Annotated in this window: 16 protein-coding genes; 4 read left to right on the top strand and 12 right to left on the bottom strand. The window is 71.9% G+C overall.

The window, feature by feature from the left end; translation table 11 throughout:
* Positions 1 to 94 precede the first annotated feature (94 nt).
* The gene (locus SGLAU_RS24995; RefSeq protein WP_043504723.1) at positions 95 to 2,143 is read right to left on the bottom strand and encodes an APC family permease; all 2,049 of its coding nucleotides are present in this window, start codon (positions 2,141 to 2,143) and stop codon (positions 95 to 97) included.
* Positions 2,144 to 2,781: 638 nt separating this feature from the next.
* Here SGLAU_RS24995 and SGLAU_RS24990 point away from each other — a divergent pair.
* Entirely contained in the window at positions 2,782 to 3,453 is a 672-nt protein-coding gene (locus SGLAU_RS24990) for a potassium channel family protein (RefSeq protein ID WP_043504722.1), read from the top strand.
* Complete coding sequence (locus tag SGLAU_RS24985; protein ID WP_043504721.1) at positions 3,453 to 4,130, top strand: potassium channel family protein; 678 nt, start codon at positions 3,453 to 3,455, stop codon at positions 4,128 to 4,130. Before SGLAU_RS24990 ends, SGLAU_RS24985 begins: the two co-directional genes overlap by 1 nt.
* Positions 4,131 to 4,242: 112 nt before the next feature.
* Here SGLAU_RS24985 and SGLAU_RS24980 read toward each other — a convergent pair whose 3' ends face one another.
* The 5 genes from SGLAU_RS24980 to SGLAU_RS24960 all read right to left on the bottom strand — a co-directional run bounded on the left by SGLAU_RS24980 (position 4,243) and on the right by SGLAU_RS24960 (position 7,417).
* Entirely contained in the window at positions 4,243 to 4,962 is a 720-nt protein-coding gene (locus SGLAU_RS24980; RefSeq protein ID WP_043504719.1) for a DUF3159 domain-containing protein, read from the bottom strand.
* A 3-nt stretch (positions 4,963 to 4,965) separates the two neighbouring features.
* Positions 4,966 to 5,364 (bottom strand): OB-fold nucleic acid binding domain-containing protein, encoded by a 399-nt coding sequence (locus tag SGLAU_RS24975; RefSeq protein ID WP_043504716.1) that lies wholly within the window; start codon positions 5,362 to 5,364, stop codon positions 4,966 to 4,968.
* 157 nt (positions 5,365 to 5,521) lie between these two features.
* On the bottom strand, positions 5,522 to 6,283 hold the full coding sequence (locus SGLAU_RS24970) for a DUF3710 domain-containing protein (RefSeq protein WP_043504715.1): 762 nt from the start codon (positions 6,281 to 6,283) through the stop codon (positions 5,522 to 5,524).
* Between the two features lies 1 nt (position 6,284).
* Positions 6,285 to 6,836 (bottom strand): dUTP diphosphatase, encoded by a 552-nt coding sequence (gene dut / locus SGLAU_RS24965; protein ID WP_043504713.1) that lies wholly within the window; start codon positions 6,834 to 6,836, stop codon positions 6,285 to 6,287.
* Positions 6,833 to 7,417 (bottom strand): PaaI family thioesterase, encoded by a 585-nt coding sequence (locus tag SGLAU_RS24960; RefSeq protein WP_043504711.1) that lies wholly within the window; start codon positions 7,415 to 7,417, stop codon positions 6,833 to 6,835. The genes dut and SGLAU_RS24960 overlap by 4 nt, the downstream gene beginning before the upstream one ends.
* A gap of 58 nt (positions 7,418 to 7,475) precedes the next feature.
* On the opposite strand from SGLAU_RS24960, the gene SGLAU_RS24955 reads away from it, so the two are divergent.
* Positions 7,476 to 7,943: a DUF3093 domain-containing protein gene (locus tag SGLAU_RS24955; RefSeq protein WP_043504710.1), complete on the top strand. Its 468-nt coding sequence runs from the start codon at positions 7,476 to 7,478 to the stop codon at positions 7,941 to 7,943.
* Positions 7,944 to 8,013: 70 nt separating this feature from the next.
* On the opposite strand, the gene SGLAU_RS24950 is transcribed toward SGLAU_RS24955, so the two are convergent.
* From SGLAU_RS24950 to SGLAU_RS24935, 4 genes are all read right to left on the bottom strand, one after another.
* On the bottom strand, positions 8,014 to 8,970 hold the full coding sequence (locus SGLAU_RS24950) for a hypothetical protein (RefSeq protein WP_043504708.1): 957 nt from the start codon (positions 8,968 to 8,970) through the stop codon (positions 8,014 to 8,016).
* Between the two features lie 13 nt (positions 8,971 to 8,983).
* Entirely contained in the window at positions 8,984 to 9,280 is a 297-nt protein-coding gene (locus SGLAU_RS24945) for a DUF4193 domain-containing protein (protein ID WP_043504706.1), read from the bottom strand.
* A 394-nt stretch (positions 9,281 to 9,674) separates the two neighbouring features.
* A complete protein-coding gene (locus SGLAU_RS24940) occupies positions 9,675 to 10,910 on the bottom strand; it encodes a sensor histidine kinase (protein WP_043504705.1) in 1,236 nt (411 codons plus the stop codon).
* A gap of 6 nt (positions 10,911 to 10,916) precedes the next feature.
* A complete protein-coding gene (locus tag SGLAU_RS24935; RefSeq protein ID WP_043504702.1) occupies positions 10,917 to 11,570 on the bottom strand; it encodes a response regulator transcription factor in 654 nt (217 codons plus the stop codon).
* Between the two features lie 513 nt (positions 11,571 to 12,083).
* Between SGLAU_RS24935 and SGLAU_RS35735 the strand changes: the two genes are divergently transcribed.
* On the top strand, positions 12,084 to 12,257 hold the full coding sequence (locus SGLAU_RS35735) for a hypothetical protein (protein ID WP_167551858.1): 174 nt from the start codon (positions 12,084 to 12,086) through the stop codon (positions 12,255 to 12,257).
* Between the two features lie 79 nt (positions 12,258 to 12,336).
* Here the strand turns inward: SGLAU_RS35735 and SGLAU_RS24930 are convergent, their stop codons facing one another.
* Positions 12,337 to 13,152, bottom strand: coding sequence for an inositol monophosphatase family protein (locus SGLAU_RS24930; RefSeq protein WP_043504701.1), 816 nt, complete (start codon positions 13,150 to 13,152; stop codon positions 12,337 to 12,339).
* Between the two features lie 8 nt (positions 13,153 to 13,160).
* Positions 13,161 to 14,288: a ferrochelatase gene (locus SGLAU_RS24925; RefSeq protein ID WP_043504700.1), complete on the bottom strand. Its 1,128-nt coding sequence runs from the start codon at positions 14,286 to 14,288 to the stop codon at positions 13,161 to 13,163.
* Positions 14,289 to 14,352: the final 64 nt, after the last annotated feature.

The raw sequence follows: 14,352 nt of genomic DNA, 5'->3' as shown, positions 1-14,352 counted from the left end.
CTCCAGATCGGGTGGGGGGACGGCCGACGAGGGCGGCCGGCCCAGGGCCGGACAACAGCCCACCAGTCTACGTCCTCGCCGTCGGCGGTCGCGCTCAGTCCCGGGGGCCGGTCTCCTTCGCCCGCTCCGCGGCGGGACCGCGCCGCACCGCGCCCGGCGCGTTCCACTCCGACCGCTTGCGGGCGCGCTTCTTCGCCACCTCGGAGGAGGCGAGCTGGTACGGCACCGAGGTGACCATCACGCCCGGCGTGAACAGCAGCCGCCCCTTGAGCCGCAGCGCGCTCTGGTTGTGCAGCAGGTGCTCGTACCAGTGGCCGACGACGTACTCGGGGATGATCACGGACACCGCGTCGCGCGGCGACTCCCGGCGCAGGCTCTTGACGTACTCGATGACGGGCCGGGTGATCTCGCGGTACGGCGAGTCCAGCACCTTCAGCGGTACGTCGATCCCGCGCCGTTCCCACTCCTCGCGCAGCGCCTTCGTCTCGGCCGGGTCGACGTTGACGCTCAGCGCCTCCAGGGTGTCCGAGCGCAGCAGCCTGGCGTAGGCCAGGGCGCGGAGCGCGGGGCGGTGGATCTTGGAGACCAGGACCACCGAGTGCACGCGGGAGGGGCGGACGCTGTCGTCGGTGGGGCCCTCGGGGGCGGCGAGCTCCTTGGCGACGTGGTCGTAGTGGCGGCGGATCGCGGTCATCGTGCCGTAGAAGATCACCATGCCGAGCAGCGCGACCCAGGCGCCGTGGCTGAACTTGGTGACGAGGACGACGACCAGGACCAGGAAGGTGAAGAAGGCGCCGAAGGCGTTGATCGCGCGGGAGCGGATCATGTGACGGCGCTTGGCCGGGTCGTGCTCGGTGGCCAGGTGACGGTTCCAGTGGCGGACCATGCCGGTCTGGCTGAGCGTGAAGGAGACGAACACGCCGACGATGTAGAGCTGGATCAGGCGGGTGGAGTCGGCCTCGTAGATCCACACCAGCAGCGCGGCGGCGCCGGCCAGCAGCACGATGCCGTTGGAGAAGGCGAGGCGGTCGCCCCGGGTGTGCAGCTGGCGGGGCAGGTAGCGGTCCTGGGCGAGGATCGAGCCGAGGACCGGGAAGCCGTTGTACGCCGTGTTCGCGGCCAGGAACAGCACCAGCGCGGTGGCCGCGGCCAGCACGATGAACAGGAAGCTCCCGGAACCGAAGACGGCCTCGGCGACCTGGGAGATCACCGGGTGCTGGACGTAGTCCGGGCCGACCGGGACGCCGTTGTCGAGCAGGTCCTTGGCCGGGTACTCGGCCATCCGGACCTTGGAGACCATGGCGAGGACGATGATCCCGCAGAACATGGTGACGGCGAGCAGGCCCATCAGCGCCAGCGTGGTCGCCGCGTTCTTCGACTTGGGCTTGCGGAAGGCGGGGACGCCGTTGGAGATCGCCTCGACGCCGGTGAGCGCGGCACAGCCGGAGGAGAAGGCGCGCAGCAGCAGGAAGACCAGGGCGAATCCGGCCAGGCCCTCGTGCTCGGGCTTGATCTCGTAGGCGGCGGTGGGTGCCCGCATCGTCTCGTCCAGGACCAGCCCGCGGAACGCGCCCCAGGCGATCATGATGAAGACGCCCGCGACGAAGACGTAGGTGGGGATCGCGAAGAGCGAGCCGGACTCCTTCACGCCGCGCAGGTTCATCAGCGTGAGCAGCACGATCACGGCCATCGCGCAGAACACCTTGTGCTCGACGACGAACGGGATCGCGGAGCCGAGGTTCTCGATGCCGGAGGAGATGGAGACGGCGACGGTGAGGACGTAGTCGACGAGCAGGGCGCTCGCGACGGTGAGGCCGGCCTTGGGGCCGAGGTTGGTGTTCGCCACCTCGTAGTCGCCGCCGCCGCTGGGGTAGGCGTGCACGTTCTGCCGGTAGGAGGCGACGACCGTGAACATCAGGACGACGACCGCGAGGGCGATCCAGGGGCTGAAGTGGTAGGCCGACACGCCCGCGATAGAGAGGACCAGCAGCACCTCCCCCGGCGCGTACGCCACGGAGGACAGCGGGTCGGAGGCGAAGACGGGAAGTGCGATGCGCTTGGGCAGGAGCGTTTCGCCCAGCCGGTCGCTGCGCAGAGCGCGCCCGATCAGGATGCGTTTGGGCACGTCGGTCAGTTTGGACACAACAGAGGATCGTAAGCCTTCGAACAGGGAGGCGCCCACCCGCCACCCTCGTCCGCCCCGTCAGCCCGTCGGCTCCCTCTGCCCCCCGAGTGAAATCGGCCGCATGTGCGCCCCGCGTGCCACGAGCGGACCCTGGGCCATGTCTATATGACAAAACGTCTGTCGTCGCCCGCTCGTGCCCCGGCGCCCCCCGGTCGGCCGCCTCAGTCGCCTCGTCACCGTTTCACCGCCACCACCCAGGTCACCCTCTTCACCGCGTACCCCGATCACCGTCCTCACCGTCGTCACCCGATCACCGTCGTCACCGTCGTCAGCCAGTCACCCTCGTCAGCCAGCCCCCCTCGTCAGCCAGTCACCCCCGTCACCCCCGTCACCGGAGGCCCCATGTCCAGCACCGCGGAGCTGATCGGCGCCACCGCCGCACTCGTCGGCCTCGGAATCCTCACCGCCGTGAGCCTCCGGAGCATCAGCCGCCGCTGACCCGGCACCCGGCACCCGGCACCCGGCACCCGGCACCCGGCACCCGGACGAACCGTGCACGGGGGTCCCGTCCGCGGACCGCGCGTGTGTAGCTTGGTCGGCGGTCTGAGACCCTGTTTCAAGCCAGGTCAACAACTCTTGACATCGGAAGGACGGTCGTGCACATCGTCATCATGGGCTGCGGCAGAGTGGGTTCCGCTCTCGCGCAGACCCTGGAGCAACAGGGGCACACGGTCGCCGTGATCGACCAGGACCCCACCGCCTTCCGACGACTGGGCTCCTCGTTCGGCGGCCGCCGGGTCACCGGCGTCGGCTTCGACCAGGACACCCTGCGCGAGGCGGGCATCGAGGAGGCCGGCGCGTTCGCCGCCGTCTCCAGTGGCGACAACTCCAACATCATCGCCGCCCGGGTGGCCCGCGAGATGTTCGGGGTGGAGAACGTCGCGGCCCGTATCTACGACCCCCGCCGCGCCGAGGTCTACCAGCGCCTGGGCATCCCCACGGTGGCCACGGTCCGCTGGACCGCCGACCAGATGCTGCGCCGGCTGCTGCCCTCCGGCTCGGAGCCGCTGTGGCGCGATCCCACCGGCGGGGTCCAGCTGGCCGAGGTGCACGCCGCGGACACCTGGGTCGGCCACAAGATCAGCAAGCTGCAGGAGGAGACGGGCGTCCGGGTGGCGTTCCTGACCCGCCTCGGCGAGGCCATCCTGCCCACGTCGCAGACGGTCCTGCAGGAGGGTGACCTGGTGCATGTGATGATGCGCACGGACGAGGTCGAGAAGGTCGAGGCGGCGTTCGCCCAGGGTCCCGAGATGGAGGGCGGTCACTGATGAGGGTCGCCATTGCCGGTGCCGGCGCGGTGGGCCGCTCGATCGCGGGCGAGCTGCTGGAGAACGGCCACGAGGTCCTGCTCATCGACAAGGCGCCGACCGCGATCTCGGTCGAGCGCGTGCCGCAGGCGGAGTGGCTGCTCGCCGACGCCTGCGAGATCACGTCCCTGGACGAGGCGGCGCTCCAGCGCTGCAACGTCGTCATCGCCGCCACGGGCGACGACAAGGTGAACCTGGTCGTCTCCCTGCTGGCGAAGACGGAGTACGGCGTGCCGCGCGTCGTGGCCCGCGTCAACAATCCGAAGAACGAGTGGCTGTTCAACGAGTCCTGGGGTGTGGACGTCGCCGTCTCCACGCCGCGCCTGATGTCGGCCCTGGTCGAGGAGGCGGTGAGCGTCGGCGACCTGGTCCGGCTGCTGCGCTTCAGCCACGGTGACGCGAACCTCGTCGAGCTGACCCTCCCGGAGGAGTCGGCGCTGGCCGGCACCCAGGTCGGCGACGTGGAGTGGCCGGAGGACACCTCCCTGGTCACCATCATCCGCGGCACCCGCGTCCTGACGCCGACGCCGGACGACTCCCTGGAGGCGGGCGACGAGCTGCTGTTCGTGGCCGCGCAGGCACGCGAGGAGCAGCTGGAGGACCTGCTGTCGGTGCGCCGCGAGAACGCGACGGGCTGACACCGGGCGGACAGGGGAGAGGGCGCCCGGAGATCTCCGGGCGCCCTCTCGCGTCGTACGTCCCGCTCGGCGCGGCGCGGCAGTTCGGCCCGCGATCGCCGCGCGGCTGCGGCTACTCGGCCGGCCGCCGTGCGGCCTCCCGCCGCTCGGCGGCGGCCTCCTCCGCCTCCATCTCGGCGAAGACGTCGATGGGCGGCGGCGCCTTCGCCAGGAAGACCCAGGTCAGCCAGACCGCCAGCAGGAACGGCGGGATCTTCAGCGCGACGAGCACCCAGCCGAGCTGGGTGGTGTCGGCCCACCAGTACAGCGGGAAGAGGATGGCGCACTTGGCGAGCAGGATGAGTCCCCAGGCCCAGCTGGCCTTGGTGTACGCCTTCTTCCGCCCGGGGTTGCGGGTGCGCCAGGACAGGTTCTCCTTGAAGACCGGCCCGAGGATCAGACCGATCAGCGGCACACCGGCCATCGCCGTGATGATGTACGCCAGCGCGAGACCCAGCGTGTAGAGCATGCCGGGCAGGTAGAAGTCCTTGGCGTTGCCGGTCATCATCGCGAAGACGACGCCGAAGGCCACGCCGAAGACCCCGCTGAAGGCGTGCTTGACGGTGTCCCGCATGACGAGGCGGACCGCGACCAGCAGCAGGGACACGGCCAGCGCGGCGATCGCCGACAGGTGCAGGTCCTTGTTGACGGTGTAGATCGTGACGAAGAGCAGCCCCGGCAGCACCGTCTCGACCATGCCTCGGACACCGCCGAACGCCTCGAAGAGCGCGGCTTCCGTCACCGCCCTCGAGTCCTGTGGGGTGTCTTCGGTCGGCTTGTCGAGCGACGTCACCGGCTACTCCCGTCCGAGGGGTCTCAGTTCGTACTTCGGATTGAACAGCACCCGCCGGCCCCGGCTCATCGAGACGCGGCCCGACGCGATCAGTTTGCGCCCCGGTTCTATCCCCGTGATGGAGCGCCTGCCGAGCCACACCACGTCCAGCGCGGCGGTGCCGTCGAACAGTTCGGCCTCCAGGGCCGGGACGCCCGCGCGCGGACGAAGGGTGACCGTGCGCAACGTACCAGTTACGGTGACGATCTGCCGGTCGTGGCAGTCGCCGATGCGGGTGCAGCCGGCGGTCGCGGCGTCCTCTCGCAGCTCCTCGGACTCCAGGTCCTCCTGCGAAGAGGAGAGCCGGTCGAGCATGCGCCGGAACCGGCCCACCGGCTTTTCGGAACGAGGAACAGCACTCATGCTTGCAGCGTACCGGGGCGCGCCGACAGGGTCGTAGCCCCCGCCCGCTTCCGCCTCACGGGGGACTTCGCGCGCGAAGGGCCGCACCTTCGCCGGGTCGCAGCGCGAAGGGCCGCGCCCTCGCCGGGGCGCGGCCCTTCGCGCTGTTCACGTGCCGTCAGCGGACCTCGGTGATCTCCGGCCCGCGCTGGAGCTGGCCCATGCCGCCGGCGAAGCGGGAGCTGCCCTGGTCGTCCTGCTGGACGCCTTCGGGCACCATCTGCGCGTCGTTGGGCAGCTTCAGGACGATCGGGTCGCGGGGCGCCATCGGGCCCTCGCCGCGGACCACGACCGTGTCCCGGAAGATCTGCTCGAGCAGGCCCGCGGCCTGCGGCTGCACCGCACCCTGGCCCGAGATCACACCGCGCAGGAACCAGCGGGGACCGTCGACGCCGACGAACCGCACGACCTGGAAGCCGCCGGTGCCGTCCGGCAGCTGCACCGGCACCTGGGCGCGCAGCTCCCAGCCCAGCGGACCCTCGACCTCGTCGACGATGCCGCCCTGCTGGGTGATACCGGCCGCGATCTCCTCGCGGACCTCGCCCCAGATGCCCTCCCGCTTGGGAGCCGCGAAGGCCTGGAGCTGGATGGCGCTGTCGCGCAGCACGACGGTCGCCGCGACGATGGCGTCGCCCGCGACCTCGACGCGCAGCTCCATGCCGTCGACGCCCGGCACGAACAGGCCGCCCAGGTCGACCCGGCCCTCGGCGGGGTCGCGGACCTCACTGCTGTCCCAGGGGCCGTCGGGCCGGGGTTCCGGCTCCAGCCGCACCCGCTCGCGCTCGCCCTCGTCCGACTTGGTGTCGACGCTGTCGACGACCTGCTCGGCCTCGCCGGCCGCGTCCTCGGCGGCACCCTTCTTCTTGCGACGTCCGAACACGTCACTGTCCTTCCCGGTCGGATACGACCGAAGCGTATCGATACCCACCCGTCGTGCCGCCCACGGCGGCCTGACCGCTTGTGCCGTTCCCGCCGTCCACCGCGGCATGGCCGCCGGTGGAACCGAAGCCCCCCTCGGCCCGCGCGGAGTCGGGAAGCTCCGCCACCTCCTGGAAGCGGACCCTCTCGACCTGCTGGACGACCAGTTGGGCAATCCGGTCGAAGCGCTCGAACCGCACGGCCTCGCGCGGGTCGAGATTCACCACGATCACCTTGATCTCCCCACGGTACCCGGCATCAACCGTCCCCGGGGCATTCACGAGGGCGACACCGCACCGGGCGGCCAGCCCGGAACGCGGGTGCACGAAGGCCGCGTACCCCTCCGGGAGCGCGATGGACACGCCCGTGGGCAGGACGGCCCGTTCGCCGGGCGCCAGCTCGCACGGCTCGGTGGTGCGCAGGTCGGCCCCCGCGTCCCCGGGGTGCTCGTACGCGGGCAGCGGTACGTCGGGGTCGACGCGGCGGATCAGGACGTCCAGTGGTTCGCGGCTCACGGGTTCACCTCGAAGGCCCGGGCCCGCCGGAGCTGGTCCGGGTCGCTCATGGCGGCCTGGATCTCTTCCTCCCGGCCGTGGTTGACGAAGTGCTCGACCTTGACCTCGATGAAGAGGGCGTCGGCGCGCACGGCGACCGGCCCGTCGGGGCCGCCGACGCGTCCGGTGGCGGTGGAGTAGATCTTCCGCCCGGCCACCGCGGTCACCTCGGCCTCCAGGTGGAGCGTGGTGCCCACCGGCACGGGCCGCACGAAGTCGGTCTCCAGGCGTCCGGTGACGGCGATGGTGCGCAGCAGCCAGTTCAGCGAGCCCAGCGTCTCGTCCAGCGCGGTGGCGAGGATGCCGCCGTGCGCGAGACCGGGGGCGCCCTGGTGCTCGGGGCGGACCGTGAACTCGGCGGTGATCGACACGCCCTCCCCGGCCCGCGCCGCCAGGTGCAGGCCGTGCGGCTGCTCGCCGCCGCAGCCGAAGCACTGGCCGTAGTGCGCGCCGAGGAGCTCGCCGGGCGCGGGGGCGTCGGGGTGCCGCACCGGCTTCGCGGCGTCGGCGGGGGGCTGGAGGCTTGCGGATGTACCACTCACAGGCGCAGACCTTACCCGCGCGTCGGCCCCCCGCCGACACCGTGCCAAGCTTGGTTTCATGCAGCTCTCCGCCACCTCGTACGACGAACGCCTCACCGCCCCCCGCTCGTGGTGGCTGATCAGCTTCCTGGTGGGGCTCTCCATGGCCCTGATCCTGCTGCCGTTCGGCACCCTTCCGATGCTCGGCGGGCTGGTCGGCGGCACGGCGGTCGCGGCGGTGGCGGCCAGTTCGTACGGCTCGATGCGCATCCGCGTGGTGGGCGGCTCGCTGATCGCGGGCGAGGCGAAGATCCCGGTGACGGCGCTGGGCGAGGCCCACGTGCTGGACCCGGAGGAGGCACGGGCCTGGCGGACCTACAAGGCGGACACCCGCGCCTTCCTGCTGCTGCGGGCGTACATCCCGACGGCGCTGCGGGTGGAGGTCACCGACCCGGAGGACCCGACGCCGTACCTGTACCTGTCGACGCGGGAGCCGGAGCGGCTGGCGGCGGCCATCGAGGCGGCCAGGACGGCCGCGGCCTCCTGAGCGGTACCGGCGGGGACCTGCGGGGGAACGGCGGGGACCGCGGCGGATCGCCGCGGCTCAGCCGCCGGGCTCAGTGGCCGGTGTCCGCGGGCCCGGTGCCGGGGTCCCCGGGCCCGCCCTCCAGCGGCAGCGGCTCGGCCGGCTGCTCCAGCGGCGGCAGGCCGGTCAGCGCCTCCCACGGCACCTGGGTCCTGCGCAGGTCCGCGCGGATCCGCGCGGCGAGCTTGCGGGTGTCGCGCCTGTTCATGACCGCGCCGACGGCGGCGCCCACCATGAACGGCATCAGGTTCGGCAGGTTGCGGACCATCCGCTTCATGATCTGCTGGCGCAGCTGTTTGCGCATCGGGCCGCCGAAGGCGGCGTTGAGCGTGGAGGGCTTGCGGGGGTCAATCCCGCGCTCGTGCGTCCACGCGTTCAGATAGGCGGCGCTGCGGTCCTTGAGGGTGCCGGGCGGTCGTACGCCGTACACCTCGTGGAGTTCGGCGATGAGCTTGAGCTCGATCGCTGCGACGCCGGTGATCTCGGCGGCGAGTTCCGTCGGCATGGCGGGGGGCACGGGCAGCATGGCGGCGGCGCCGACGCCCGCGCCGACGGTCGCGGAGGCCTTGGCGGCGCCCGCAACGAGCTTGTCGGCCAGGTCCTCGGGGCCGAGGCCGGGGAACTGCCTGCGCAGCGTCGCGAGGTCCCGTACGGGGATGCGCGGCGCCATGTCGATGAGCCGGTCGGCGAGATGTCCGAGGCCCAGGCGGGCCCGCTCGCCGCCCTTGCGGGCGCCGTCCTTCGCCAGTGCCCTCGCCCTGTCCCGGAAGGCGGCGACGCGCCGTCCGGCGGGCGCAGGGCTCGGCGCCGGCACCGGGAGCCCGTCCCGGTCGCCGGCCGCTTCGAGCGAGGCCGACCCCGCCGGGACCTGTCCCGTGCCGGGTGAGCCTCGCTCGTCGTCACGCGCGCCGTGGAGGCCGTCGGACGGCCCCGTGTCCGCTTCCCGGTTCGGGGAGCGGCGCTTCCAGGGTGGGGTCGAGCCAGTCACGGCCGACCCCGCCTCAGTCGCAGTCGCGGCAGATCGGCTGGCCGTTCTTCTCCCGGGCCAGCTGGCTGCGGTGGTGCACCAGGAAGCAGCTCATGCAGGTGAACTCGTCCTGCTGCTTGGGCAGCACCCGGACGGCCAGTTCCTCGTTCGAGAGGTCCGCGCCGGGCAGTTCCAGGCCTTCTGCGGCCTCGAACTCGTCGACGTCGACGGACGACGCCGACTTGTCGTTTCGGCGAGCCTTCAGCTCTTCGAGGCTGTCCGAGTCGACGTCGTCGTCGGTCTTGCGTGGAGTGTCGTAATCGGTTGCCATGTCGCTCTCCCCCTCCGGGTGTCTGCGGTGTCTCCAGCGCACGTAACGCGTGAGAGGCCGGACTTGTGCCCGACCCGAGGCGGAGATTTTGCCTCACATCAAGGTCTGTTACTCAATCGACACCCAACCGGACCCCTCACGAGTGATCGGGTTGGACGGCGATCGGGACCGTACACGGTCCGAATGTCGCGCTCCAAAGGCGTCTCACCGTGTACTTCCCGTGATCAAGCCCCCAGAAAACCCGCATTTTCCCGGCTTTCCGGCGGCTCGAATGATCACGGAGAGTAGATGGCCTGAAAATCGTATTTGTGATCGATCACACACGAGACGGCTGTACGGGTGCCCAGAAAATTCCGCGCAAAGCGAACAACCCCGGGTGTGTCCGCACATGGTCTCAGAGGGGCAGGGTGACTCGCATCACCAGCCCCCCGCCTTCGCGGGGCCGGGCCGCGATGTGCCCGCCGTGGGCCCGCGCCACCGACCGCACGATGGACAGCCCGAGCCCGACGCCCTTGTCGCTGCCCGTCCGCTCGGTGCGCAGCCGGCGGAACGGCTCGAAGAGGTTGTCGATCTCGTACGCCGGGACCACGGGGCCGGTGTTGGTGACCGTCAGCACCGCCTGGCCGTGCTGGACCTCGGTGGTGACCTCGACCCAGCCGCCCTCGGGGACGTTGTACCGGACCGCGTTCTGCACCAGGTTCAGGGCGATCCGCTCCAGCAGGACGCCGTTGCCCCGGACCACCGCCGGCTCGCGCTCGCCGCGGATCTCCACGCCCTTGGCCTCCGCCTCGGCGTGCACCTGGTCGACGGCCTGCGCGGCCACCTCGGCCAGGTCCACCGGCTTGCGCTCGACGATCTGGTTGTCGCTCCTGGCGAGCAGCAGCAGGCCCTCCACGAGCTGCTCGCTGCGCTCGTTGGTCGCCAGCAGCGTCTTGCCGAGCTGCTGGAGCTCCACGGGCGCGTTCGGGTCCGACAGGTGCACCTCCAGCAGCGTGCGGTTGATCGCCAGCGGGGTGCGCAGCTCGTGCGAGGCGTTGCCGACGAAGCGCTGCTGGGCCGTGAACGCCCGCTGGAGGCGCTCCAGCATGTCGTCGAAGGTGTCGGCCAGCTCCTTCAGCTCGTCGTCCGGGCCGTCCAGCTCGATCCGGCGGGACAGGTCCGAGCCGGCCACGGCGCGCGCGGTACGGGTGATCCGGCCGAGCGGCGAGAGCACCCGGCCGGCCATGGCGTAGCCGAAGGCGAAGGCGATCACGGCGAGGCCCAGCAGGGCCAGCAGCGAGCGGCTGAGGAGGTTGTCGAGGGCATGCCTGCGCTGCTCGTTGACGCACTCGTTGAGCGCCTGGTTCAGCTCGGCGGCGGGCAGCTCGGCGCTGCGCAGCTTGCACACATCGCTGGACACACCCCCTGAAACGATCTTGAACGGCAGCTCGCCGCCGACATTCAGGGCGCTGGCGGCGAACAGGTAGATGATCGACAGCAGGAGGATGCCGGCGATCAGGAACATGCCGCCGTACAGCAGGGTCAGCCGTATCCGGATGGTGGGGCGCAGCCAGGGGAAGGGCGGCTCCGGCTTGCGCGGGTCCCAGGTGGGCTTGGGCGGCGCCGTCGGGGGCGCGGGGGTGGCGGCCACGGCGTATCAGATCCGGTAGCCGGAGCCCGGCACCGTGACGATGACGGGCGGCTCCCCCAGCTTGCGGCGCAGGGTCATGACGGTGACGCGGACCACGTTGGTGAACGGGTCGGTGTTCTCGTCCCAGGCCTTCTCCAGCAGCTGCTCGGCGGAGACGACGGCGCCCTCGCTGCGCATGAGGACCTCCAGCACGGCGAACTCCTTCGGTGCGAGCTGCACCTCGCGGCCGTCACGGAAGACCTCGCGGCGGTTGGGGTCGAGCTTGATGCCGGCCCGCTCCAGGACGGGCGGCAGCGGCAGGCTCGTCCGCCGGCCGAGGGCGCGCACGCGCGCGATCAGCTCGCTGAACGCGAACGGCTTGGGGAGGTAGTCGTCCGCGCCGAGCTCAAGGCCCGCGACGCGGTCGCTGACGTCTCCGGAGGCGGTGAGCATCAGCACGCGCGTGGGCATGCCCAGCTCGACGAGCTTGCGGCAGACGTCGTCGCCGTGCACGAGCGGGAGGTCGCGGTCGAGGACGACCACGTCGTAGTCGTTGACGCCGATGCGTTCCAGGGCGGCCGCACCGTCGTACACGACGTCGACGGCCATGGCCTCCCGGCGCAGCCCGGTGGCCACCGCATCGGCGAGCAGCTGCTCGTCCTCGACGACGAGTACGCGCACGTCGCTTGTCCTTCCTGTGGCCGCCCGCGCGGCCGATGGGCGCACGCGGGCAGGGTGTGGTGGGTGTGTTGCCTCCATCCTGCCCTTTTCGGCCATAAGTCGGCGGTAAGCCGGAAGCCTCGCGGGGGCGGGACCCGGCCAGGGTCCGGCAGCGGCAGCGGTCCGGGGCACGAGGAAGGCTCCGGGGAACGCCGGGGCGACCGCCCGGGAAACGGCCGGCGGCGGCCCGGTGCCTTTCCGGCCGAGCCCCGGGGAATGCGCGATTTCGTGCTCCGGTTGAGGTTTCCGCGGAAGGGAGCGGGGGGAGGACGGTTTACACCCCGCGATCACGCTCTGCTTGTGCCGCAGCACCATGCGGTACGCCGCGGTCCGCTTCGCAGAGTGGGCGTGGGTGTCCGGCGCCGTCGCCGCCCAGCAGGGCAGCGCTGGGCACTCATGGGAGACGTGATCGCCCCTTCCGCACCGGCACACCCCCGTGCCATCGACCCACGACCCAGGACGAGGGGGCGCAGCATGGACGCATTCACCGCAGGACTTCTGCAGCGCATAAGGGCGACCGAGTCCGACCTGACGCGGGCTCGTGACGAGGGCGACGACTTCCTCGTCGAGGTGGAGCAGGGTGAGCTCGACGACCTGCGCCGCCTCGCCGCCGAACATGGCGTGGAAGTCGGCGCGTACCGCGTCTGACCGGTCCACCCGTTACGAGGCGGGCCCCGGCGAATCCATCGCCGGGGCCCGCTTCGTCGTCGCGGCGCGCCGCGCGGTCTCAGTCGTGCCAGGCGCCGAGGTCCTCAAGGAGCCGCTGGAGGGGCTCGAAGACGCCCGGGGTACCCGCGACCGTCAGTTCGCGTGAGGGGCGCTCTGCAGGCCGTCCACCGGTCAGCGCGCCCGCCTCCCGGGCGATCAGGTCCCCCGCCGCGAGGTCCCAGGGGTGCAGCCCGCGTTCGTAGTAGCCGTCGAGGCGTCCCGCGGCCACGTCGCAGAGGTCCACCGCGGCCGAGCCGCTGCGCCGGATGTCCCGCACCAGCGGGACCATGTGCCGGGCGATGTCGGCCTGGCGGGCGCGGACCTCGGTGACGTAGTTGAAGCCGGTGGCGACCAGTGCCTGGTCCAGCGGGGGCGCGGGACGGCAGCGCAGCTCCCGCTCGCCGTCCCAGGAGCCGGTGGCGTGGGCGCCGCGCCCGCGCACGGCGCTGTAGGTCTCGCCGCGCTGGGGGGCCGTGACGACGCCGACGACGGTCTCGCCGTCCTGCTCGGCCGCGATGGAGACGGCCCAGGTGGGCAGCCCGTAGAGGTAGTTCACGGTGCCGTCGAGCGGGTCGATCACCCAGCGGATGCCGCTGCTGCCCTCCGTGGCGGCGCCCTCCTCGCCGAGGAAGCCGTCGTCGGGGCGGCGCTCGGCGAGGAAGCCGGTGATCAGCTTCTCGGCGGCGATGTCCATCTCGGTGACCACGTCGATGGGGCTGGACTTGGTGGCGGCCACACCGAGGTCCGCCGGGCGCCCGTCGCGCAGCAGTTCGCCGGCCCGGCGGGCGGCCTCCTGGGCGAGGGCGAGCAGGTCCGTGTGCAGGGGGTCGGTCACGGCGCTCCTCAGGCGTAGGGGCTGTCGGCGCCCGCGGCGGCGGGCCGGGGGGCACGGGCCGGGCAGCAGCCGACCGGGCACAGGTGGTGGCTCGGGCCGAGCGCGCCGAGGGCGCAGGGCGTGGCGCCCTGCCCGCGTTCGACGGCGGCGCGCTCCAGGACCAGGTCGCGGATCGCGGCGGCGAACCGCGGGTCGGCGCCGACGGTGGCCGAGCGGCGCACCGGCAGGCCCAGCTCCTCGGCCTTGGCCTTGGCCTCGGTGTCGAGGTCGTACAGGACCTCCATGTGGTCGGAGACGAACCCGATGGGGGCCATGACGACGGCCGGGACCCCGGCGGCGTGCCGCTCCTCGAGGTGGTCGCAGATGTCCGGCTCCAGCCACGGGATGTGCGGGGCGCCGGAACGGGACTGGTAGACGAGCTGCCAGGGGTGGTCGATGCCGGTCCGCTCTCGGACGGCGTCGGCGATCAGCCGGGCGACGTCCAGGTGCTGCCGGACGTAGGCGCCGCCGTCGCCGTGCTCCTCGGCCGGGCCGGAGGTGTCGGCCGCGGAGACCGGGATGGAGTGGGTGGTGAAGGCGATGTGGGCGCCGTCGCGGACCTCCTCGGGGAGGGCGGCGAGCGACTCCAGGACGCCGTCGGCCATGGGCTCGACGAAGCCCGGGTGGTTGAAGTAGTGCCGCAGCTTGTCGATCTTCGGCAGGTCCAGGCCCTCGGCCTCCAGGGCGGCGAGCGAGTCGGCGAGGTTCTCCCGGTACTGGCGGCAGCCGGAGTAGGAGGCGTAGGCGCTGGTGGCCAGGACCAGGATGCGGCGGCGGCCGTCGCGGACCATCTCGCGCAGGGTGTCCGTGAGGTACGGCGCCCAGTTGCGGTTGCCCCAGTACACCGGCAGGTCCAGGCCGTGGCCGGCGAAGTCCTCGCGCAGGGCGTCCAGCAGGGCGCGGTTCTGGTCGTTGATGGGGCTGACCCCGCCGAACAGGAAGTAGTGCTGCCCGACTTCCTTCAGGCGTTCCTTGGGGATGCCGCGCCCACGCGTCACGTTCTCCAGGAACGGGACCACGTCGTCCGGCCCTTCGGGGCCGCCGAAGGAGAGCAGGAGCAGGGCGTCGTAGGGGGTGGCATCGAGCGCGTCTGGCATGGAACCGATCCTGCCACCCGCCACCGACAGCGCGGCAACGGCGGGGGGCCGGACGCGCCCGGGG

Origin of the sequence: Streptomyces glaucescens, from assembly GCF_000761215.1 — a bacterium.
GTDB classification, from domain to species: domain Bacteria; phylum Actinomycetota; class Actinomycetes; order Streptomycetales; family Streptomycetaceae; genus Streptomyces; species Streptomyces glaucescens_B.
The sequence above is the reverse complement of the archived record's forward strand: the minus strand, read 5'-3'. Positions and strand labels throughout refer to the sequence as shown.

What these genes read in the sequence shown, in the direction of transcription:
- SGLAU_RS35735 (WP_167551858.1), top strand. Translation starts at nt 12,084, where the DNA reads ATGGACGCATTCACCGCAGGACTTCTGCAGCGCATAAGGGCGACCGAG.
- SGLAU_RS24925 (WP_043504700.1), bottom strand. Translation starts at nt 14,288, where the DNA reads ATGCCAGACGCGCTCGATGCCACCCCCTACGACGCCCTGCTCCTGCTC.
- SGLAU_RS24975 (WP_043504716.1), bottom strand. Translation starts at nt 5,364, where the DNA reads ATGAGTGCTGTTCCTCGTTCCGAAAAGCCGGTGGGCCGGTTCCGGCGC.
- SGLAU_RS24945 (WP_043504706.1), bottom strand. Translation starts at nt 9,280, where the DNA reads ATGGCAACCGATTACGACACTCCACGCAAGACCGACGACGACGTCGAC.
- SGLAU_RS24985 (WP_043504721.1), top strand. Translation starts at nt 3,453, where the DNA reads ATGAGGGTCGCCATTGCCGGTGCCGGCGCGGTGGGCCGCTCGATCGCG.
- SGLAU_RS24955 (WP_043504710.1), top strand. Translation starts at nt 7,476, where the DNA reads ATGCAGCTCTCCGCCACCTCGTACGACGAACGCCTCACCGCCCCCCGC.